At 65.0% G+C, this 20,911-nt stretch carries 18 protein-coding genes; 4 read left to right on the top strand and 14 right to left on the bottom strand.

What is annotated here, in order from left to right; genetic code table 11:
• Nucleotides 1-38 precede the first annotated feature (38 nt).
• Nucleotides 39-776 carry a type IV toxin-antitoxin system AbiEi family antitoxin gene (locus UC32_RS20435; RefSeq protein WP_152642659.1) on the top strand — a complete coding sequence of 246 codons (738 nt, stop codon included), beginning with the start codon at nucleotides 39-41 and terminating at the stop codon, nucleotides 774-776.
• Here the strand turns inward: UC32_RS20435 and UC32_RS17870 are convergent.
• From UC32_RS17870 to pdxT, 9 genes are all read right to left on the bottom strand, one after another.
• A complete protein-coding gene (locus UC32_RS17870) occupies nucleotides 657-3,047 on the bottom strand; it encodes a RelA/SpoT family protein (protein WP_045732533.1) in 2,391 nt (796 codons plus the stop codon). The two genes, UC32_RS20435 and UC32_RS17870, sit on opposite strands and share 120 nt — an antisense overlap.
• Before the next feature lie 161 nt (nucleotides 3,048-3,208).
• A complete protein-coding gene (gene secF, locus UC32_RS17865) occupies nucleotides 3,209-4,225 on the bottom strand; it encodes a protein translocase subunit SecF (protein WP_045732532.1) in 1,017 nt (338 codons plus the stop codon).
• Nucleotides 4,225-5,982, bottom strand: a complete 1,758-nt coding sequence (gene secD / locus UC32_RS17860) for a protein translocase subunit SecD (protein ID WP_045732531.1) — start codon at nucleotides 5,980-5,982, stop codon at nucleotides 4,225-4,227. The genes secF and secD overlap by 1 nt, the downstream gene beginning before the upstream one ends.
• A gap of 93 nt (nucleotides 5,983-6,075) precedes the next feature.
• Nucleotides 6,076-6,531, bottom strand: coding sequence for a preprotein translocase subunit YajC (yajC, locus tag UC32_RS17855; protein WP_045732530.1), 456 nt, complete (start codon nucleotides 6,529-6,531; stop codon nucleotides 6,076-6,078).
• A gap of 208 nt (nucleotides 6,532-6,739) precedes the next feature.
• A complete protein-coding gene (ruvB, locus tag UC32_RS17850; protein ID WP_045732529.1) occupies nucleotides 6,740-7,825 on the bottom strand; it encodes a Holliday junction branch migration DNA helicase RuvB in 1,086 nt (361 codons plus the stop codon).
• Complete coding sequence (ruvA, locus tag UC32_RS17845; protein WP_045732528.1) at nucleotides 7,818-8,459, bottom strand: Holliday junction branch migration protein RuvA; 642 nt, start codon at nucleotides 8,457-8,459, stop codon at nucleotides 7,818-7,820. Before ruvA ends, ruvB begins: the two co-directional genes overlap by 8 nt.
• A gap of 100 nt (nucleotides 8,460-8,559) precedes the next feature.
• Nucleotides 8,560-9,138, bottom strand: a complete 579-nt coding sequence (ruvC, locus tag UC32_RS17840; protein ID WP_045732527.1) for a crossover junction endodeoxyribonuclease RuvC — start codon at nucleotides 9,136-9,138, stop codon at nucleotides 8,560-8,562.
• Nucleotides 9,139-9,206: 68 nt separating this feature from the next.
• Nucleotides 9,207-9,962, bottom strand: a complete 756-nt coding sequence (locus UC32_RS17835) for a YebC/PmpR family DNA-binding transcriptional regulator (RefSeq protein WP_045732526.1) — start codon at nucleotides 9,960-9,962, stop codon at nucleotides 9,207-9,209.
• A 3-nt stretch (nucleotides 9,963-9,965) separates the two neighbouring features.
• Nucleotides 9,966-10,676 carry a pyridoxal 5'-phosphate synthase glutaminase subunit PdxT gene (pdxT, locus tag UC32_RS17830; RefSeq protein ID WP_045732525.1) on the bottom strand — a complete coding sequence of 237 codons (711 nt, stop codon included), beginning with the start codon at nucleotides 10,674-10,676 and terminating at the stop codon, nucleotides 9,966-9,968.
• 90 nt (nucleotides 10,677-10,766) lie between these two features.
• Between pdxT and UC32_RS17825 the strand changes: the two genes are divergently transcribed.
• Both UC32_RS17825 and UC32_RS17820 read left to right on the top strand, forming a co-directional pair.
• Nucleotides 10,767-12,059 carry a Mur ligase family protein gene (locus UC32_RS17825; protein ID WP_200896411.1) on the top strand — a complete coding sequence of 431 codons (1,293 nt, stop codon included), beginning with the start codon at nucleotides 10,767-10,769 and terminating at the stop codon, nucleotides 12,057-12,059.
• Entirely contained in the window at nucleotides 12,056-12,820 is a 765-nt protein-coding gene (locus UC32_RS17820) for a type 1 glutamine amidotransferase (protein ID WP_045732523.1), read from the top strand. The genes UC32_RS17825 and UC32_RS17820 overlap by 4 nt, the downstream gene beginning before the upstream one ends.
• A 60-nt stretch (nucleotides 12,821-12,880) precedes the next feature.
• Here the strand turns inward: UC32_RS17820 and UC32_RS17815 are convergent, their stop codons facing one another.
• Entirely contained in the window at nucleotides 12,881-14,206 is a 1,326-nt protein-coding gene (locus UC32_RS17815) for a CapA family protein (RefSeq protein WP_235423697.1), read from the bottom strand.
• A gap of 84 nt (nucleotides 14,207-14,290) precedes the next feature.
• Between UC32_RS17815 and UC32_RS17810 the strand changes: the two genes are divergently transcribed.
• The gene (locus UC32_RS17810; protein WP_045732521.1) at nucleotides 14,291-16,303 is read left to right on the top strand and encodes a M3 family metallopeptidase; all 2,013 of its coding nucleotides are present in this window, start codon (nucleotides 14,291-14,293) and stop codon (nucleotides 16,301-16,303) included.
• 289 nt (nucleotides 16,304-16,592) lie between these two features.
• On the opposite strand, the gene pdxS is transcribed toward UC32_RS17810, so the two are convergent.
• The 4 genes from pdxS to thrS form a co-directional block, all read right to left on the bottom strand.
• Nucleotides 16,593-17,519: a pyridoxal 5'-phosphate synthase lyase subunit PdxS gene (gene pdxS, locus UC32_RS17805; protein WP_045732520.1), complete on the bottom strand. Its 927-nt coding sequence runs from the start codon at nucleotides 17,517-17,519 to the stop codon at nucleotides 16,593-16,595.
• Nucleotides 17,520-17,658: 139 nt separating this feature from the next.
• The gene (gene pgsA / locus UC32_RS17800; RefSeq protein ID WP_045732519.1) at nucleotides 17,659-18,288 is read right to left on the bottom strand and encodes a phosphatidylinositol phosphate synthase; all 630 of its coding nucleotides are present in this window, start codon (nucleotides 18,286-18,288) and stop codon (nucleotides 17,659-17,661) included.
• Complete coding sequence (locus tag UC32_RS17795; protein WP_045732518.1) at nucleotides 18,278-18,865, bottom strand: HIT family protein; 588 nt, start codon at nucleotides 18,863-18,865, stop codon at nucleotides 18,278-18,280. The genes pgsA and UC32_RS17795 overlap by 11 nt, the downstream gene beginning before the upstream one ends.
• A 16-nt stretch (nucleotides 18,866-18,881) precedes the next feature.
• Nucleotides 18,882-20,891 (bottom strand): threonine--tRNA ligase, encoded by a 2,010-nt coding sequence (thrS, locus tag UC32_RS17790; protein WP_045732517.1) that lies wholly within the window; start codon nucleotides 20,889-20,891, stop codon nucleotides 18,882-18,884.
• Nucleotides 20,892-20,911: the final 20 nt, after the last annotated feature.

Genomic DNA, 20,911 nt, shown 5'->3' with positions numbered 1-20,911 from the left:
GCCTGCGTTTATCAGGACCTCCTTGGCAGGATGGAGGGATGGCCTCACCATCTGACTCCCCGCCGGCCGGAGCGGGAATGGAGCACCCCCCGCAGCAGGCGGCTCCGTCGCGTTTCCCGGAACTCTACGCACCCGGGCGGCCTTTCGCGTGGCCGGAACTCCAGTCCCTGGCTGCCGACGGGATCCTGGCCCGATTCCATCAACATGGCTATACGCTCCCCGGGTCTGCCGCGTCCGCCCAGTTGCGCGCCCGTGCCGCAGCCGGGTCCGTGCCGCCCCAGGTCCGGCAGCGCGTCGTGGCGGGGCGGATGACTGCCGCCTGGATCTACGGCTGTGCTGACGAGCCGGACCGCCTGGCGCTCCTGGTGGACGCCAAGCGCCGCGTTTCGAGTCTGCGGAACACCCGGGGCTGCACGCTGCACGAGGTGAGGCTGGGGCCCTTCGACGTGGTCAGCATGGGCGGGCTCATGGTGTCCAGCCCCCTGCGGACCGCGCTGGATATCGCCCTGCACGTGGACGCCGAGCGTGCCGTTCCCACGCTGGCTAATCTGCTGGCCCGTCCCGAGAAGGACGTGCGGTTGCGGCTGCTGGTACTCGCTATCGAGGCAACCCCGCGCGTGCCGCACAAAAAGGCGGCACTGGAGAAACTTTCCCGCCTAGCTCCGGCGCTTGTTCCCGGTGGTGCGGTAAACATCAAAGACCCCGTCGATCCGGCGGACGGCGCTGAGGACGTGACTGAGGTACTTGGGGTCCCCCATCTCGAAAGCAAACTTTGAAATGGCAACCCTGTCGGTGGAAGTGTGAACGCTGGCAGCCAGGATGTTCACATGGTTTTCCGACAGGATCCGCGTCACGTCCGAGAGCAGCGACTTGCGGTCGAGCGCCTCAACCTGGATCTCCACCAGGAACACGCTGGACTGGGTGGGTGCCCAATCCACGTCGACAATCCTGTCCGGCTGATCCTTGAGGTCCGAGATGTTGGTGCAGTCCGTGCGGTGTACAGACACCCCTGATCCCCGTGTGACGAAGCCGAGGATGGGGTCCGGCGGCACGGGGGTGCAGCAACGTGCCAGTTTGACCCACACGTCCCCCACACCGCGGACCACAACGCCGGAATCGGAGAAACGGGCCTTGGTGACCTGGGTGGGAATGCTGACTTCGCTGATGTCGTCGTCAGCGTTTTCGGTACCGCCGAGGCTTTCGACAAGCTTCTCCATGACGGACTGCGCGGAGGTGTGGCCGTCTCCCACACCGGCGTACAGGCCGGAAATGTCCACGTACTTGAATTCTTCGGCGACAGCGGCCAGGGCCTCGTGCGTCATCAGCCGCTGCAGCGGAAGGTTTTGCTTCCGCATGGCACGGGTCAGCAGTTCCTTGCCGCGGTCAATGGCTTCTTCGCGACGTTCCTTGCTGAACCACTGGCGGATCTTGTTCCGTGCCCGGGCGCTCTTGACGAAGTGTTGCCAGTCCTGGCTGGGCCCTGCACCTTCAGCCTTGGAGGTGAAGATTTCCACCCAGTCGCCATGGTTGAGTTCGCTGTTGAGGGGAACGAGTTTCCCGTTAACGCGGGCACCGATGGTGCGGTGCCCCACTTCCGTATGGACTGCGTAGGCGAAGTCCACCGGTGTGGACCCGGCAGGCAGGGCCATGACCTCGCCCTTGGGCGTAAAGACGAAGACTTCACGGGCGTTGATTTCGAATCGGAGCGAATCGAGGAATTCGCCCGGATCGGAGGTCTCCTGCTGCCAGTCAACCAAGGAGCGCAGCCACCCCATATCGCCGTCCCGGGGGCTTCCCGGTCCCACGGCTGTACGGTTGGGCTGGTCCTTGTACTTCCAGTGTGCTGCCACACCATACTCCGCGCGGCGGTGCATTTCATGGGTGCGGATCTGGATTTCCACAGGCTTGCCGCCGGGGCCGATGACCGTGGTGTGCAGGGACTGGTACATGTTGAACTTGGGCATCGCGATGTAATCCTTGAACCTGCCGGGCAGCGGGTTCCAGCGCGAGTGCATGGTGCCGAGTGCGGCGTAACAGTCCCGGACGGAGTCAACGAGGACCCGGACACCCATGAGGTCGTTGATGTCGTCGAAGTCCTTGTCCCTGACGATCATCTTCTGGTAAATCGAGTAATAATGCTTGGGACGGCCCGTGATGGTCGCCTTGATTTTGGCCGTGCGGAGGTCGTCCGTGATCTGGTCGCGGATGACGCCGAGGCTCTTCTCACGCTCCGGGGTCCTGTCCCCCACCATCCGGACAATCTCTTCGTAGACCTTCGGATACAGCGCTGCGAAGGACAGGTCTTCGAGTTCCCACTTGATGGTGTTCATGCCCAGGCGGTGTGCCAGCGGCGCAAAGATTTCGAGTGTCTCGCGGGCCTTGCGGGCGGATGATTCAGCGGAGACGAACCGCCAGGTCCTGGCGTTATGCAACCGGTCCGCGAGCTTGATCATGAGCACCCGGATGTCCTTGGCCATGGCCACGACCATTTTGCGGACGGTCTCGGACTGTGCCGCTTCGCCGAAACTGACCTTGTCCAGCTTGGTTACGCCGTCCACCAGCATGGCTACCTCGGCACCAAAGTCACGCTTCAGGTCCGCCAGGGTGTAAGGGGTGTCCTCAACGGTGTCGTGCAGGAGGGCTGCCGCGAGAGTGGTGCCGCTCAAACCGAGTTCGGCGAGAATGGTGGCAACCGCCACGGGGTGGGTGATGTAAGGGTCGCCGCTCTTGCGTTTCTGGCCACGGTGGCTGCGTTCAGCAACGTCGAATGCGCGCTGGATGAGGTCGAAGTCCTCTTTGGGGTTGTTCGCCCGGACTGTCCGCAGCAGAGGCTCAAGGATGGGCGAATAGGTGGCGGCCCCGCGCCCGGTCAGGCGGGCCAGCCTCGAGCGGGTGCGCTCCCTGCGGCCGGGGAACGTAGCGCGGGTGCCGGAGTTGTCTACCGGCACCAGGGATCCGGGGCGCGCCGATGCAGCCACCCCGGTATGGCCACCGGTGGAATTGTTTTCTCCCTGAGCCGTTGGCGCCGACGCCGAACGTTCTTCCAATGAAGCACCCCTCACCACCGTCTTAATTACCTCAGTCTATTCCCCAGAACGCAGAGATTTATAACCGGCACCCTTAAACGACCGCGGGCCGGACAGCTTGGTTTCCACGCCGCCCGGCCCGCGGCCGAAAGCACCGGAAGGACCGGCGCACATTGTGCCTATCAGGCTTGGGCAGGCTCCGCTGAAGCGCTGCGCTCGGCAGTGTTGCTGCGGCGCTGCTCCACGCGCCGGGCCTGCTTTACCAGGTCCGGTTCGTTCTGCCGCAGCCAGGCGTACATCGGCGCCGCTACGAAGATGGTGGCCGCCGTGCCGATCAGGATTCCCACGAACAGTGCCAGCGAGAGGTCGCGCAGGGTTCCTGCGCCGAGCAGGCCGGCGCCGATGAACAGAATGGCCCCCACCGGGAGGATTGCCACCATCATGGTGTTGATGGAACGGACCAGCGTCTGGTTCACGGCGAGGTTGACTTCCTCGGCGAAGGTGCGTCGGGTTGAGGAGTCAATTTCCGCCGTGTTCTCGCGGATCTTGTCGAAGACCACCACTGTGTCGTAAAGGGAGTAGCTGAGCACCGTCAGGAACCCGATGATTGCTGAGGGTGTCACCTCAAAGTCGCTCAGGGCGTAGACCCCGGCGGTGATGAACATGGTGACGAGCATGCCGGCGAGGGCCGAGACGGACATCTTCCACGTGCGGAAGTACAGGGCCATCAGCACGGCGGCGAGCAGCACGAACACCACCAGGCCGATCAACGCCTGCTTGGTGACGTCAGCGCCCCAGGTTGGCCCCACGAACGTGGAAGTCACTTCGTTCTCGGTGACACCGTACGCGGTGTGCAGGCCCTCCTTGATGCGCAGCGTCTCGTCGTCCGTGAGCTTGTCCGTCTGGATGCGCATGGTGGTTCCGGCCACGTTGGCCACCCGCGGAACACTGCCGGCCACAACGTCCGTGACGGCCTTCTCCCCCACTGTGGCGTCCGTGGTCTTCACGTTCGAGACCGTGAATTCAGAGCCGCCCCGGAACTCGATGCCCAGGTTGAACCCGCCCTTGGCCACCGGGATGATGATGGACAGCGCCACGCCCACCAGCGCGATCAGGAACCAGATCTTCTTGGATCCCACGAATTCGTAGGAACGCTTCCCGGTGTAGAGCTCATTGCCGAAATTGGCGAAGCCTGACATTACTTGTTCTCCTTCGCAGCGGTCTTTGAGGAACCTGCGAGCTGTTCCTGCTTTTCCGCCAGCCGCCGTTCGGCAATGGTCATCCTGCGTTCAGCCTCCGCGGCGGCTCCCGCGTTCTTTGCACGGACATTGGCGGGACGGTCTTCAGGGGTACGGACGCGGCCGGCACCGCGGTAGAGCGGTACGGCGCCGAGGCGCTTGGGGTCCAGCCCGGAGAACCGGTGGCCTTCGCCGAAGAACCGCGTCCGCGCCAACAGCTGCAACGTGGGGTGGGTGAACATGAAGACCACGATAAGGTCGGCGATGGCGGTCAGGCCGAGCGTGAACGCGAAGCCCCGCACGTTGCCCACGGCGACAAAGTAGAGGACCAGCGCCGCGAGCAGATTGACGGCCTTGGAGGCGAGCACGGTGCGCTTGGCCCGCTTCCAGCCGTTCTCGACGGCGGAGACCAGGCCACGGCCTTCACGGAGCTCATCGCGGATACGTTCGAAGTAGACGATGAACGAGTCAGCGGTCTGGCCGATGGCCACGATGATGCCCGCCACGCCGGCCAGGGACAGGCGATAGTTTTCCGTCCAGCCCAGGATGGCGATGGCCAGGTAGGTCAGGACGCCTGCCACCACCAGCGAGGCGATGGTCACGAAGCCCAGTGCCCGGTACTGGAAGAGCGAATAGACCACCACCAGGAGAAGCCCGATGAGGCCGGCCAGCAAGCCCATGCGCAACTGCTCGCCGCCAAGGGTCGCCGAAATCTGCTGTTCGCTTTGGATTTCGAAGCTGATGGGCAGGGCGCCGAAGCGCAGTTGGTCTGACAGCGCCTTGGCCGTCTGCTCGGTGAATCCGCCCGTGATCTGGGGACGGCCGTCCGTGATGACAGCCAGTGAACGTGGAGCGGAAATGACCTGGTCGTCGAGGACGATGGCGAACTGGGCCTTCGGGTCGTTGCCCGACTCGCCGCCGGCGGCCACGTAGAACTGGTTGAGGCGCTCGGTGACCTCCTTGAACTTCGCCGTGCCTTCCTCATTGAACTGGATGTTGACGGCCCAGTCGTTGGTGACGGCTCCCTGTGCGCCCTGCTGCAGCTGGAAGGAGGAAGTGACGATGTTGCTGCCCTTGACCTCGACCGGTCCAAGGATGTACTTGATGGCAGGGCTGGTGTCCGTCGCGGGTTCACACGTGACCAGCGGCTTGGTCGGATCCGAACGCTCGGCCTTCTCAGCTGAGGCGTTGTCGCAGTCCAGGGCCTCGAACTCGCGGTAGATTTCCGGCGTGATCCAGTTGATGTCGCTGCTGTTGGCGGGTGCCGCGGTCGGCTTGGGCAGCTGATCCTCGGGTGCCCGGGACTCCTCCGGAACAGCAGCTCCGGCTCCGTTCAACAGCACGGGCCGGAAGTTCATGTCCGCGGAGGCCTGGATGAGGTCGCGGGTGGCAGTGGACGGCGTGCCCGGGAGGCTAACCACCACGTTGCGGCCCGACTGCGTGCTGATTTCGGCTTCGGCCACGCCGGAACCGTCAACGCGCTGGCGGATGATCGCCACGGCCTGGTTCAGCTGTTCTTCATTGATGTCAGAACCGCCCTCGACCTTCGGCGCCAGGATCATCTGGGTACCGCCTTCAAGGTCAAGTGCCAGCTTGGGCGACCAGCTTGCCTGCCCGGCGACGGTACCGCCGGCCAGGACGGCGGTCAACGCGGCGATGATTACGCCCAGCCAGACCAGGACCCTGAGGCCGGGCTTCTTGGGGCCAGTTCGTGCCATTGTCGATCTTTCTCTTATTCACGGAGGAACCGCCGGTGCGCATGTGCACCGGCGGTTGTCCGCAGCGGTAGAGGGGTTAAGGTGCCGGAAGGACTAGCTGTCCTTCTTGCCCTCATCGTTGAGGCGCTTCAGGGTTTCGTCCGGGGTTTCGGCCGGGAACGCAGTGGACTCAGCGGCCGTGGCGGGCGCAGCAGTGGTCTCAGCGGCAGTGGCCGGCGCAGCAGTGGTGCCGGCCGCCTCCGTAGAGGTCAGGGACGAAGCATCGTCCGGCACGGCGGGAGCAGCTTCCGGCGCAACAGCCGGCTCCATCACCTTGGTGACGGCCTGGCGGTGGACCGTGGCCAGGTTGCCCGGGGAGAGTTCCAGGGTGACCTTGTTTTCAGCCTCGTCGATGTCCACGATCCGGCCGAAAAGGCCGAAGCTGGTCATGACATCGACGCCCGGGCCGAACTTCGACTGGAGCTCCGCCTGCTGCTGCTGCGTCTTCTTGTTGCGGCGGAACATCATGAAGATGAACACGCCGAGCATGACGAACAGGAGAATTGACATTGGATCCAAGGGGAATTCCGTCCTTTGTGGTACCTGGCTGGTTTTCCGGCAGCGCCGGACTTTGTCTGCGCCGGGAGGAACAGTCATGGAAGCCGATCCCTGACGGACCTCCTGCACCGGCAGCGCGGCCGGAAGGCCATGCGCACAACAAAGACCCGAACGTGCCGAGCGTCATACCAGTCTAAGGGGAAAAGCTGGAGGGAGCCTGTTATTGGCTCTCCGGGGCCCAGTCCCCTGTGACCTCGGCACCCGTTTCGCGGTCAAAAAGGTCCAGCTGCTCCTGGCCGAACACGCCGGCAGGGATGGCGTAGCCCAGGTGGGTCCAGGCCGGGGCCATGGCGATGCGGCCACGCGGGGTGCGGCCCAGGAGCCCTTCGCGGACAAGGAAGGGTTCCGCGACCGTCTCCACGGTTTCCGTTTCTTCGCCAACGGCGATCGCAAGGGTAGAGAGCCCTACAGGCCCCCCGCCGAACTTGGTGATCAGTGCCTCGAGGACGGAACGGTCCAGCCGGTCCAGCCCCTTTTTGTCCACCTCATACATGTCCAGCGCCGCCGATGCGGACCTGGCATCGATCTGGTCAACGCCGTGTACCAGCGCCCAGTCGCGCACTCGGCGCAGCAGCCGGTTGGCGATGCGGGGCGTGCCCCGGGACCGGCCCGCGATCTCACTGAAGCCCGCGGAGTTGACCTTCAAGTCCAGCAGGCCGGCAGAGCGCCGCAGGACAAGTTCGAGTTCCGGAACGGAGTAGAACTCCAAGTGGCCGGTGAAACCGAAGCGGTCCCGCAATGGACCGGGAAGCAGCCCGGCCCTGGTGGTGGCCCCCACCAGCGTGAAGGGCGGCAGTTCCAACGGGATGGCGGTGGCACCCGCGCCCTTGCCCACCACGATGTCCACGCGGAAATCCTCCATGGCCATGTAGAGCATTTCTTCGGCCGGCCTGGACATGCGGTGGATTTCGTCAAGGAAGAGGACTTCGCCCTCGGACAGCGAGGACAGGATGGCGGCGAGGTCTCCGGCATGCTGGATGGCAGGACCGCTGCTGATGCGCAGCGGTGCGTTCATTTCCGCAGCCACGATCATGGCAAGGGTGGTCTTGCCCAGGCCCGGCGGACCCGAAAACAGCACATGGTCGGCGCTGCGGCCGCGCATGCGTGAGGCTTTGAGGACCAGGGACAGCTGTTTCCGGACGCGGTGCTGGCCGACGAAGTCGTCCAGGTTCTTGGGGCGGAGGGCAGCTTCAATGGCGCGTTCCTCGGGCTCCTCCCCCGCTGCCACCAGTGACGGTTCAGCCACGGCTGCCTACCCGGTTGCCCGCCCGGGCGCCGTCCTGGCCGAGCCAGCGGAGGGTGGTCCGGAGGATTTCCGGGACGTTGCCGCGGAACGAAACTTCGGGCTCGTCCGCCAGTGCTTTGTCGATGCTCGCCGATGCATCCTTTTCCGACCAGCCCAAACTGGTCATGGCGGCAACCACCTGCGGTTTCCAGCTGGCCTCCGCCGCCGTGGTGGCGGCAGCAGGCGCCGTTCCGTGCGGAACGAGCTTGCCGGCCAACTCAAGGACGATCCGTCCGGCCACCTTCGGTCCGATTCCAGGGACCTTGGTGAAAGTCTTGTTGTCGCCCGTATGGGCTGCAACGCGGATCGCTTCCGGTTCGTGGACCGCCAAAACGGCCAGGGCGAGGCGCGGACCTACCCCGCTCACACTGAGCAGGACCTCGAAAACTTCCCGTTCGTCGTCGTCCGCAAAACCAAACAGCGTCATCGAATCTTCGCGGACGATCAGGGAGGTGAACACCTTCCCCTCTTCGCCCACGTGGAGCCTGCTGAGCGTCAGCGGGGTGGCGTAGACGCTCATGCCCGCACCGTTCAAGTCGATGACGGCCGTGGACAGGCCTACGTGCGCTACGGTTCCGCGGAGGAAACTGATCAAGGCCTGGCTCCTGCTTGTGCTGCCGGCCCGCCGCCTGGCAAGAGGCGGAGCCCGGTTATCCGAACATATCTACGAATACCCTAGCAAGCTGCAGGGACATTCAGCGTGCGCGGCGCGCCTTCGCCTCGGCCTCGGCCCACGCCCGCTGGGCCGGCGTGAGCGACGAACTGCCCGGACCGGTCGTGGCAACAGCGGCCCCGCTCCCGGCGCGCCAGGCGTGCGTGATGGCCAATGCAAGGGCGTCCGCGGCGTCGGCCGGACGGGGCGGCGCGTCGAGGCGGAGGATCTTGGTGACCAGTTTGGTCACAGCGTCCTTGTTCGACGAGCCGCTGCCCGTTACAGCGGCCTTGACCTCCGACGGCGTGTGGAGCGCCACCGGGATCCCCCGGCGCGCTGCTGCGGCAATCACCACTCCGGACGCCTGCGCCACGCCCATCACGGTGCTGACATTCAGTTGCGAGAAGACGCGTTCGACGGCGAGCACCTGGGGCTCGTAGCGGTCCAGCCATTCGTCGATGGCTGTGGCGATGACGAGCAGCCGCTGGTCCAGGGATTCGTCAGGCGAGGTTCCAACGACGCCGACGGCCACCATGGTGGCCCGGCGGTTCCGTTCAACGTCCACCACGCCAATGCCGCAGCGCGTCAGGCCGGGGTCCACGCCCAGGACACGGAGCGTCATGGGGACGGACTATGGCGCGACGGGCGGTGCTGCGGGAGCGGGCGCAGGTCAGCTGGCAAGGCCGCCGGTCACTCCGATTCCAGGGCGGCCTGGACTTCGTCGCTGAAATCGGCGTTGCTGTAGACGTTCTGGACGTCGTCGAGCTCTTCGAGGGCATCTGCCAGCTTCATGAACTTCCGCGCGCCCTCGACGTCCAGCTCCACCTGCATGGACGGAACGAACTCCACCTCATCGGTGTCGTATTCAATGCCGGCGTCCTTCAGGGCTTCGCGGATGGCCGGAAGGTCACCCGGCTCGGAGTGGATCTCAAAGGATTCGCCGTTGTCCTTGACCTCTTCGGCGCCGGCGTCCAGGACGGCCATGAGGACGTCATCTTCACCCAGGCCGTTCTTGGGCAGGTTCACCACGCCCTTGCGGTTGAACAGGTAGCTCACGGATCCGGGATCGGCGATGGTGCCGCCATTGCGGGAGATGGCAAGGCGGACCTCGGAAGCCGCGCGGTTCTTGTTGTCCGTAAGGCACTCGATCAGCAGGGCGGAACCCTGCGGGCCACGGGCTTCGTACATGATTTCGGTGTAATCCACCACTTCGCCGGTAAGCCCGGCGCCGCGCTTGATGGCGCGGTCGATGTTGTCGTTGGGGACCGAGGTCTTTTTCGCCTTGGTGACCGCCAGTTCAAGGCCGGGGTTGCCGGCCAGGTCCGGTCCGCCCATGCGGGCGGCAACTTCGATGTTCTTGATCAGCTTGGCGAAGGACTTTGCGCGGCGGCTGTCGATGATCGCCTTTTTGTGCTTGGTCGTCGCCCATTTGGAGTGGCCTGACATGCTTTACGCTTCTCCTCTGATCATGCGGATAAAAAGTTCATGTACGCGTTTCTCCCCGGTCACTTCCGGATGGAAGGAGGTGGCCAGCAGCCGGCCGGAACGCACAGCGACAATTCTAGCGGCCCCGGGCAATTCCGCGGTGTGGGACGCATGCTCCGGATCGGCCGGTTCCACCTGGGCCAGGATTTCCACCCCCGGACCTACACGCTCCACCCACGGTCCGCGGATGAACACGGCATGGACCGGGGCCACGCCCGCGTCGGTGGCGCTGAAGTCCAGGCCCTTGAAGTCAAGGTCCGTCTCAAAGGACTCGCGCTGGCGTCCGAAGGCGTTGCGGCGCACGGTCATGTCCAGCCCGCCGAATGTCTGCTGGGGAGCACCCGAAAGGTCAGTGGCGGGATCTGCAATGTCCGAGGCCAGCAGGATCATGCCTGCGCAGGAACCGTAAACCGGCAAGCCGCCGGCGATGCGCTCACGCAGCGGTTCAGCCAGTTCGAAGGCGCGCGCGAGCTTGTCAATTGCCGTGGACTCGCCGCCGGGAATGATGAGCCCATCCAGGCCCTCCAGTTCCTGGGGACGCCGGACGCTGACCCCCTCGGCGCCGGACTCCGCGGCCGCACGGAGGTGCTCACGGAAGTCGCCTTGGAGCGCCAGGACGCCGATCCGAAGGCCCGAGCCCACGCGTGCGGGATCGGCGGAAAGGGAATTTGTCATCGTCCCAGCATACGGGCCCGCCGGTGTCCGCCGGGCCGGGGCGGGTCACACTCCGGCAGTTCCATGCCGGGGCTGGGATATATTCGAATAATGCCCTTTTACACTGTTCCGCTTGGCAAACTGGTGCGCCGGGCATCCCGGCTTCGAGGCGGCGGGTCCGCGCTGCCGGGGCTCGTCGTCGAAAAGATCGACCCCGGTTTCATGCGGCGGACACTCAGTACCCTCCCGCACGGAGTGGCCGTGGTCAGCGGCACGAACGGGAAGACCACCACCACCAAGATGGTGGTGGAGTTGCTCGAAAGCCAGGGCCTGAAGGTCTTCACGAACCGCACCGGCAGCAATTTCACCCGCGGCGTCGCCGCTGCCCTGCTCGGCGAGGTGGACTGGCGCGGCCGGCTGGACGCCGACGTCGCCGTCCTGGAACTCGACGAAGCACACGCCGTGCACTTCGTGAACAGCGTGCCGCCCAAGTACTGCCTGCTGCTGAACGTCCTCCGGGATCAGCTTGACCGGTTCGGCGAGATCGACAAGACAGCCCAGCTCCTGCAGCACATCGCCGCGAAAACCACCGGGACCGTGGTGCTGAACCGCGAAGATCCACGGGTAGCCAGGATTGCTGAAACGCTCACCGGCCAGGAGGTCCGGTACTTCGGCCTGGACGACTCATTGCTTGGCACCTTCCCCAACGACGACGATATGCGCGCCGCTCCCGGCAGCCCCGCACCGGCGGGTCTCCCGGAGAAGCCCTCGGCCGACGTCGTGCTCCGCAAAGTTGGCGCGGACACCGCCGAGTTCGAGTACGACGGCGGGACCGTCAGTACCGCGATGAAGCTCCGCGGGGTCTACAACATCTTCAACGCGGCCGCCGCGCTGACTCTGGCGCGGGGCATTTGCGGCGGTGCCGCCGCTGACACCAACCATGAGACCCTGCTGGAGGCGCTGTCCCAGGTGGCGCCCGCTTTCGGCCGCGGCGAGAGCCTCACGGTGGAAGGCCAGCCGCTGGACCTGGTACTGGTGAAGAACCCCAGCGGTTTCCGCCTTGGCCTGAAGTCATTCCCGGCAGGCGGTTACGCCACGATGATCGCCATCAACGACAACTACGCCGACGGCCGGGATATGTCCTGGCTGTGGGATGTTGAGTTCGATTCGCTCCGGGCCGGAGGCGTAGACCAGCTGACAGGTTCCCGTGCCTACGACATGGCGCTGCGCCTGCAGTATGACGACGTCCGCATCGGTGCTGTGGAACCTGACATCGCGCCGGCCCTCGCCGCGTTCATCCGGGGCGCGAAGGGCCAGCCCAAGCGCATTTTCTGTACCTATACGGCCATGCTCGCCATCCGGCGCGAACTGTCGAAGATCACCACTGTGGAGGTTGTCTCTTGAGCCAGGAAACTCCGGGCGCATCCGGTCCGTCAGCCGCCGGGGGCAAGGGCATCCTGCGTGTGGTCCAGCTTTACCCGCGCGATATGAACATCTACGGTGACTGGGGCAACGCCCTGGTCCTGCAGCAGCGGATCCGGTGGCACGGGTACACACCTGAACTGCTGGAATACAACGTGGGTGACCCGTTCCCTGACGATGCGGACATCATTGTGGGCGGCGGTGGCCAGGACAGCGGGCAGCTGGTAATCCAGGACGATTTGCAGGCCCGGGCGGATTCCCTCAAGGAGCTCGCCGAAGACGGCACGCCGATGCTGGTGATCTGCGGTCTCTACCAGCTCTTCGGCCGGTTTTTCAAAACCCGGACAGGCTCGGTGATTCCGGGCATCGGCATCCTCGACGTCGAAACGCATGGCACCGATGAGCGCCTGATTGGCAACGTCAAGGTCACCACCTCCGAGTTTGGTGAGGTGCTGGGTTACGAAAACCACAGCGGCCAGACCACCTTGGGGGACGGGGTCCGCCCGCTCGGCACCGTGGCGAAGGGAACCGGCAACAACAGCAGCGACGGCCACGAAGGCGCCCGCTACCGCAACATTGTGGCCAGTTACCTCCATGGCTCGCTGCTTCCGAAGAACCCGGCCATCGCTGATTTCCTGATCCGCACGGCCGCTGAACGCAAGTTCGGAGCCTTCGAGCCCGGCCTCCCGGACGACCGGTACGCGGAACTCGCGCGGGAGCACGCGGCACGCAGACCGCGCTGATCCGCCGGGATTAGGAGCTTTCCCTCGAGCTTCACGGCGTCCGCCGTTTGAAGACGGCCGTCAGGGTTCGAGGGTGATGAGGAGTTCATGCGCGCCGGAAGCTGCGGCGCCCATGGAGTTCACCACTCCAATGGTCCGCTGCCGCGTTGCATCGTCAGCCGCCGTCCCGGCGCACGGCCCCTGTGGTGCATCGGCGGCCACCGGACACCATCGGTAGGGGTTCCCGACCATGACGGTGGGCGTCCACGCCAGGTCTGTAACGGTCCAGCTTCCGTTGGCGTCCCGGCCGAACTGCGCGCGTACCAGCAGGCCCTCATTCATGGCCGGATGTTGTGGGGAAACTTCCGTGATCCCGTTGCCCAATCCGTAAGCAATCCAGGTGCCCTTGTAATTCTCGAGGGGCAGCACCGACTGGGAATGGCCATAGACCAGGTTGAACTGCCCGCTGTCTGCCAGGGCACGGGCTGCCTTCGTTTGCAGGGCGCCCGGGATACCTGCGTGCACGTCTCCGCCGTATCCGTTTCCTGCGTACATGGCACCAATCACGACGTCGGCGCCCAGGCTCCGCGCCTTCTCGGCCTTGGCAATCATGGCGCTGGGGTCAAGTGTGTCCACCTGCCAGGGATATTCCGGCGTATTTCCGTTGAGGCCGAAGGTCGCCTCGATGACAGCCACCTTCGCCGCCGGGGTCTGCAGGATGAGGATCTGTTGTGACTCCGTGGCAGTGCGGTAGGAGCCGGTGTGCTTCAGGCCGGCCGCATCCAGGGCATCCACGGTCCGCAGGAGTCCGTCGGTAGCGCGGTCCAGGATGTGGTCACCCGCGGTGGTGCAGGCCTGGTAGCCCACGTCCTTCGCAGCGTTGACGATGTGCGGCGGGGCGTTGAACGAGGGGGCGCCGGAAAACGGTCCGTCCGGTTTTGCCACGGGGGTACCCTGGTGGCAGATGGCGAGATCGCTCCTCTCCAGGTAGCGCCGCTGCGCCTCCAGCACCGGCAGGAAGTCCAGGCCGGGTTTCCCGGCAGCTGCGGCTTCCTCCTGTGCCTCCTCCCAGATCCCGTGGTGGACCAGCATGCCACCGGTAACCACCACCGACGCGCAGCGCAGCACCGGGCACCGCGGGCCCTTGCCTGGTATAGCGGAAGGTGCGGGGGTTGGCGCGGCACCGGAAGCCGCGGCTGTGGCGGAGGGCATTCCCGGGTGTTCGCTCTGGGTGGCCCCGGTGCCGCCGGCAGCCTCACCAGGGGCGGGCCCTTGCGCCACAAGCCCGCACCCGGCGAGCGGACCGCCCGCGAACAGGAGGCCTGCGACCAACACAGCGCGCATCCACTGCTGCAGCCTGGCACCCGTGCGGGCGCGCGCAGGAGCCCTCCCGGTACGTTTCCCCATACCGCCAAGTCTAGAAATGGCCAGCCTCCGGCACGGGCATTTGGCCGCGTTGAGAAGCGTGCCTCCATGTGAAAGGTTTTCATCATGACTAACCCCCTGCTGGCTTCCAGCCCCCTGCCGTACGGCCTCCCGCCCTTCGCCCGCATCGAAGCCGCCCATTACGCCGAGGCCATCGACGCGGGCCTGTCTGAGCACCTGGCTGAAATAGACCGCATTGTGCAGAATCCGGAGGCGCCAACCTTCGAGAACACCGCTGTGGCGATGGAGCAGTCTGGTCAGTTGCTGGACCGCGCAGCAGCCTCCTTCTTCACCCTGGTCTCGGCGGATGCTTCGCCGGAGATCAGGGAACTGGAAACGAAGTTCTCACCCCGGTTTTCGGCCCACCAGGATGAGCTCTTCCTGAACCATGCACTGTATGAGCGCTTCGAGGGAATCGATACCTCCGCACGGGATCCCGAGTCGGTCCGGCTGGTGGACGAGTACCTGAAGGAGTTCCGGCAAACGGGTATCCAGCTCGATCCCGCCGGGCAGGACCGGCTCAGGGCCGTTAACGCGGAGCTCGCGCGGCTGGGCACGGAGTTCGGACAGCGCGTGAAGGAAGGGATGAAGTCCGCGGCGCTCCTCGTCGATGATGCGGAGGAACTCGCGGGCCTGCCCGCCGACGACGTCGCCGCAGCAGCTGAAGCGGCCCGGGTGGCAGGCCATGAGGGGCAGTTCCTGCTGGGGCTTATCCAGCCAAGCAACCAGCCGGCCCTTGCCTCACTCACGGACCGGTCCGTCCGCCGTCGGCTGTTCGAAGCGTCTGTTGCCCGGGGCAGCAGCGGCGGCCCCTTGGATGTCCTGGACTTGGCCAAATCCATGGCCAGGCTGCGTGCGGAGAAGGCCGCGCTGCTGGGTTTTGCGAACTACGCGGAACTGGTGGCAGACCGCCAGACGGCGCCCGACTTCGGGGCCGTGCAGTCCATGCTGAACCGCATGGCTCCCGCCGCCGTCCGCAACGCGGACCGTGAAGCGGCCGCCCTTGCCGAATCCGCCGGGCACCACCTGGAACCGTGGGATTGGGCCTACTACTCGGCGAAAGTCCGCCGGGAGAGATACAGCGTGGACGAGCAGGCCCTCCGCCCGTATTTCGAGTTGGAGCGCGTGCTGCGGGACGGCGTCTTTTTCGCGGCCGGGTCCCTGTACGGGATCAGCTTCCATGAGCGGGAGGACCTTGCGGGCTATCATCCCGACGTGCGGGTCTGGGAAGTCAGGGATTCCGACGGCGGCGGGCTGGGGCTGTTCCTGGGTGACTACTATTCCCGCGAATCCAAGCGGGGCGGTGCCTGGATGAACTCGCTGGTAGACCAGAACGCCTTACTGGGTACCAGGCCCGTAGTCATGAACACACTCAACATCCCGAAACCGGCGCCGGGTGAACCGACCCTGCTGACGCTTGACGAGGTGCGGACGGTCTTCCACGAGTTCGGCCACGCCCTGCACGGGCTCTTTTCCAACGTCACCTACCCGCGGTTTTCCGGGACGGCTGTCCCCCGCGACTTCGTCGAATTCCCTTCGCAGGTCAACGAAATGTGGATCATGTGGCCGGAGGTCCTGGCGAACTACGCCCGCCACCACGCCACCGGCGAGCCGTTGCCGCAGGATGTTGCAGACCGGCTGGAGGAGTCCAGGTTGTGGGGCGAAGGGTTTGCCACCACTGAATACCTGGGAGCGGCGTTGCTGGACCTGGCGTGGCACGTGCTCGAAGAGGAGGCCGTCCCGGACGACGCCCTCGCGTTTGAGGCGAAGTCCCTGGCGGCGGCGGGAATCACGCACGCCCTGATCCCGCCGCGGTACCGGACCGGTTACTTCCAGCACATTTTCGCCGGCGCGGGCTACGCCGCCGGCTACTACTCCTATATCTGGAGCGAGGTCCTGGACGCCGAGACGGTGGACTGGTTCACGGAGAACGGCGGCCTGACCAGGGCCAACGGCGACCGGTTCCGGCAGGAGCTGCTATCGCGGGGCAACAGCCGCGACCCCCTTGAGTCCTTCCGGATTCTGAGGGGCCGCGACGCCAAACTGGAACCCCTGCTGAAACGCCGCGGCCTCGACTAACCCCACCAACCCCAAGAGTTTTTGGACAGATACCACGACTTACGGGGCGTTTAAGTCACGGTACGTGTCCAAAAACTCTATAGAAAGGAACGACGCCGGTCCCCCACCAGGAGAAGGTGAGGAACCGGCGTCGTACAAACGAACTAAAGCGAGCCGAGGCGACGGGCGACGCGGTCCGGCAGCGTGCGTAAAAGGGGCCCCGCCCTGAACCACCGCCAGAATGGCGGCAGCGGGAGGCAGGGAATAGCACGCAGAGGACCGCGCCGTTCGTTGCTCCTGCGGATGCTGACTACCAGCCGCGCTCAGCCAGGCGGTGCGGCTGGGGGATCTCGTCGACGTTGATGCCCACCATGGCTTCGCCGAGGCCGCGGGAGGCCTTGGCGATGACGTCGGGGTCATCGAAGAAGGTGGTGGCCTTCACGACGGCGGCCGCGCGCTGGGCGGGGTTGCCGGACTTGAAGATGCCCGAGCCAACGAACACGCCGTCGGCGCCGAGCTGCATCATCATGGCGGCGTCGGCCGGGGTGGCGATGCCGCCGGCGGTGAACAGCACCACCGGGAGCTTGCCGGCAGCGGCAACTTCCTTGACCAGTTCGTACGGAGCCTGCAGTTCCTTGGCCGCGACGTAGAGCTCGTCCTCGGGCAGGGCGGAGAGCTTGGCGATCTCGGCGCGGATCTGGCGCATGTGGCCGGTGGCGTTGGAGACGTCGCCGGTGCCGGCTTCACCCTTGGACCGGATCATCGCCGCGCCTTCGTTGATGCGGCGCAGGGCCTCACCGAGGTTGGTGGCGCCACAGACGAAGGGAACCTTGAAGTTCCACTTGTCGATGTGGTTGATGTAGTCGGCCGGGGTGAGGACCTCGGACTCGTCAATGTAGTCCACGCCGAGGGACTGCAGGACCTGGGCTTCGACGAAGTGGCCGATGCGGGCCTTCGCCATGACCGGAATGGACACGGCGTCGATGATGGCGTCGATCATGTCCGGATCGGACATGCGGGAGACACCGCCCTGGGCGCGGATATCGGCCGGAACGCGTTCCAGGGCCATGACTGCAACAGCACCGGCGTCTTCGGCGATGCGGGCCTGTTCAACGTTGACGACGTCCATGATGACGCCGCCCTTGAGCATCTCAGCCATGCCGCGCTTCACGCGGCTGCTGCCCGTGACGCTGTTCGCGGACGAACCGGCCTCGTTGCTTACATCTGGTGTAGACACAAAAACCCCTATGGGTAGATAGACGATCTTCGCCGGGTGTGCAGGCGGGCATGCTGATGCCGGACTTTACACACACGGATTGCCGGGTCCATTGACCGGGCAATCCTTATAGTAGTCCCCCGGCGGCCAGCCGCGGCAATTACGTTTCGTCCGCGGGAAGCGGCTGTGCCAGGGCCTGCCGGCGGACTGAGGAAACACGCTGGACGATCGTCATGAAGCTCGCCAGCGCCAGCAGCACCAGCGTCACGAGGAGCACCACCGGCGGCAGTCCCAGGCCGGTGAGCCCGGTGATTACCAGGACGGAGACGAGCCGCTCGGCCCGCTCCGCGATGCCCACATTTGCTGTGTATCCGAGGGATTCGGCCTTGGCCCGGGCATACGAAACCACCATGCCCAGGACCAGGCAGACCATGGCGGCCACGGCAATGGCAGCATTTTGGCCGCCAAGGAAGAACCACACCGCCAGCCCGGCGAAGAGTGCACCGTCCGCGACGCGGTCCAGGGTGGAGTCCAGGAAGTTGCCCCAGCGGCTCTTGACGTCCTGCATGCGGGCCATGATGCCGTCCAGGACATCGGAAAAGATGAACGCCGTGATGAAGACCGTGCCCCAGAACAGTTGCCCCAGCGGATAAAACACCAGTGCGCCCAGCGCGACGCCTGCGGTTCCGATGACCGTTACGGCGTCGGGCGAGACGCCCAGGCGCAGGAGCCATCGGGCCAGCGGGGTAAAAAGCGCGGTAAAGAACCCCCGGGCATGCCTATTCAGCATCAGTCTCCCCGGGCCAGGCGTCGGCCACCATCTGCCGGACCTCATCGAGGGTCTGCGTGATGGCCTTGGTCTGGGCAATGATGGGGAAGAAGTTCCCGTCGCCGCCCCAGCGAGGAACGACGTGCTGGTGCAGGTGGGCGGCGATACCGGCACCGCCCACCACACCCTGGTTCATGCCCAGGTTGAATCCGCCCGGGTTGGACACCTTGCGCAGGACACGCATCGCCGTCTGGGTGAGGTCTGCGAATTCGGCAGTTTCTTCCACCGTCAGGTCCGTGTAGTCCGGGACGTGCCGGTAAGGGCAGACCAGCAGGTGCCCCGGGTTGTAGGGAAAGAGGTTCAGCACCACGTAGCAGGATTTCCCCCGGTACACGATGAGGGCGTCCTCGTCGGTGCGGCCCGGGCCTACGCAGAACGGGCAGTCATTCTCGTTCTTGAACTGGTGCTGCCCGCCCTTGATGTAGGCCATCCGGTGCGGAGTCCACAGGCGCTGGAAAGCGTCCGGGACACCGGCCAGGGCAAAGTCGTCGGTTACACCGGCATCCCCTGGATACCCGGCGCCTGTGTTCTCCTCCACGGTGCTGTTCCGTTCGCTAGCTGGTCCGGTTACGTACGGCTTCGGTGATCCGCTTGACTGCCTCTGCCACCGGCACGCCGTTGTCCTGGCTGCCGTCCCGGAACCGGAAGGAAACCGCGCCGGCTTCGGCGTCGTCTCCGCCGGCGATCAGCACGAACGGAATTTTGTCCTTGCTGGCGGTGCGGATCTTCTTCGGGAACCGGTCCGAGGAGGTGTCCACCTCGGCGCGGATACCGGCCGCCTTCAGCTGGTCGACGACGTCGAACATGTACTCGTTGAAGGTTTCGGCCACCGGGATGCCCACCACCTGGACGGGCGCCAGCCATGCCGGGAAGGCACCTGCGTAGTGTTCGGTGAGGACGCCCATGAACCTCTCCACCGAGCCGAAAAGCGCACGGTGGATCATCACGGGACGCTGCCGGCTGCCGTCGGCCGCCTGGAATTCCAGTTCGAAGCGCTCGGGCAGGTTGAAGTCCAGCTGGATGGTGGACATCTGCCAGGTGCGGCCCAGGGCGTCCTTGGCCTGTACGGAGATCTTGGGGCCGTAGAACGCGGCTCCACCCGGATCGGGCACGAGTTCCAGTCCCGATTCCTGGGCCACTTCGGCCAGGGTGCGGGTGGCTTCCTCCCACGCAGCGTCCTCACCGACATACTTTTCCGGGTCCTTGGTGGACAGTTCCAGATAGAAGTCGTTGAGGCCGTAGTCCTTGAGCAGGTCCAGGACAAAGGTGAGCGTCTTGGTGAGCTCGTCCTTCATCTGCTCGCGGGTGCAGTATATGTGGGCATCGTCCTGTGTCATCCCTCGGACACGGGTCAGGCCGTGGACCACGCCGGACTTCTCGTACCGGTAGACGGAGCCGAATTCAAACAGGCGCAGCGGAAGTTCGCGGTACGAGCGGCCGCGCGAGCGGAAGATCAGGTTATGCATGGGGCAGTTCATCGGCTTCAGGTAATAGTCCTGGCCGGGCTTGCGGACAGTGCCGTCCTCATTGAGCTCGGCGTCGACATGCATCGCCGGGAACATGCCCTCCTTGTACCAGTCCAGGTGACCGGAAACCTCGTACAGGTGGCCCTTGGTGATGTGCGGGGTGTAGACGAACTCGTAGCCGGCCTCCACGTGCCGCTGGCGGGAGTAGTCCTCCATCTCCTTGCGGATGATGCCGCCCTTGGGGTGGAATACGGGGAGGCCCGAGCCCAGCTCATCGGGGAACGAGAACAGGTCAAGCTCGGAACCAAGCTTGCGGTGGTCACGCCGTTCGGCCTCGGCGATCCGTTCCTGGTAGGCCTTGAGGGCGTCCTTGGTGGGCCAGGCAGTGCCGTAGATGCGCTGCAGCTGCTGGTTCTTCTGGTTGCCCAGCCAGTAGGCGGACGAGGAACGGGTCAGGGCGAAGGCGTTGGAGATGAGCTTGGTGTTGGGCAGGTGCGGGCCGCGGCAAAGGTCACACCAGACAATGGTGCCTTCCTTGCGCTCCACATTGTCGTAGATGGTGATGTCGCCGGCGCCGACCTCGACGTTCACGCCTTCGCCGGCCTCGGCGGCTTCGTTTTTCTTGCCCAGCAGTTCGAGCTTGTAGGGCTCGTTCTTCATGGCTTCGCGGGCTTGGTCTTCGCTGACAACGCGGCGGACGAACTTCTGGTTCTGGTTGATGATCTTCTGCATCATCTTCTCGAGGGTCTTGAGGTCCTCGGGGGTGAAGGGCTCAGCGACATCGAAGTCGAAGTAGAAGCCATCGGTGATGTAGGGGCCGATGCCGAGCTTGGCGTCGGGGCGCAGCTGCTGGACAGCCTGGGCCATGACGTGGGCGGTGGAGTGGCGCAGGACGTTCAGTCCGTCAGGGGATTCGATGGTGACGCCTTCCACCTCGGCACCTTCGGGCAGTTCCTGGTCCAGGTCCTTGAGTTCGCCGTTAACGCGGGCCACGACAACATCGCGGCGCTCAAAGAAGAGTTCCGCACCGGTTGTCCCGGTAGTCACCTTGGTCTCTTCGCCATCGACGAGAAGGGTGATCTGCTGGGCATCTGACACGGGTGTCTCCTATTCAAAGT

Source organism: Pseudarthrobacter chlorophenolicus, from assembly GCF_000962805.1.
Lineage (GTDB): Bacteria > Actinomycetota > Actinomycetes > Actinomycetales > Micrococcaceae > Arthrobacter > Arthrobacter chlorophenolicus_A.
Note: the sequence above shows the minus strand (reverse complement) of the source record. Positions and strands in the feature narration are given on the sequence as shown.

Excerpts from the sequence above, each read along its gene's own strand:
- UC32_RS20435 (WP_152642659.1), top strand. The coding sequence starts at position 39 with ATGGCCTCACCATCTGACTCCCCGCCGGCCGGAGCGGGAATGGAGCAC.
- secF (WP_045732532.1), bottom strand. The coding sequence starts at position 4,225 with ATGTCAGGCTTCGCCAATTTCGGCAATGAGCTCTACACCGGGAAGCGT.
- secD (WP_045732531.1), bottom strand. The coding sequence starts at position 5,982 with ATGGCACGAACTGGCCCCAAGAAGCCCGGCCTCAGGGTCCTGGTCTGG.
- yajC (WP_045732530.1), bottom strand. The coding sequence starts at position 6,531 with ATGTCAATTCTCCTGTTCGTCATGCTCGGCGTGTTCATCTTCATGATG.
- ruvC (WP_045732527.1), bottom strand. The coding sequence starts at position 9,138 with ATGACGCTCCGTGTCCTGGGCGTGGACCCCGGCCTGACGCGCTGCGGC.
- UC32_RS17835 (WP_045732526.1), bottom strand. The coding sequence starts at position 9,962 with ATGTCAGGCCACTCCAAATGGGCGACGACCAAGCACAAAAAGGCGATC.
- pdxT (WP_045732525.1), bottom strand. The coding sequence starts at position 10,676 with ATGACAAATTCCCTTTCCGCCGATCCCGCACGCGTGGGCTCGGGCCTT.
- UC32_RS17825 (WP_200896411.1), top strand. The coding sequence starts at position 10,767 with ATGCCCTTTTACACTGTTCCGCTTGGCAAACTGGTGCGCCGGGCATCC.
- UC32_RS17815 (WP_235423697.1), bottom strand. The coding sequence starts at position 14,206 with ATGGGGAAACGTACCGGGAGGGCTCCTGCGCGCGCCCGCACGGGTGCC.
- UC32_RS17810 (WP_045732521.1), top strand. The coding sequence starts at position 14,291 with ATGACTAACCCCCTGCTGGCTTCCAGCCCCCTGCCGTACGGCCTCCCG.
- pgsA (WP_045732519.1), bottom strand. The coding sequence starts at position 18,288 with ATGCTGAATAGGCATGCCCGGGGGTTCTTTACCGCGCTTTTTACCCCG.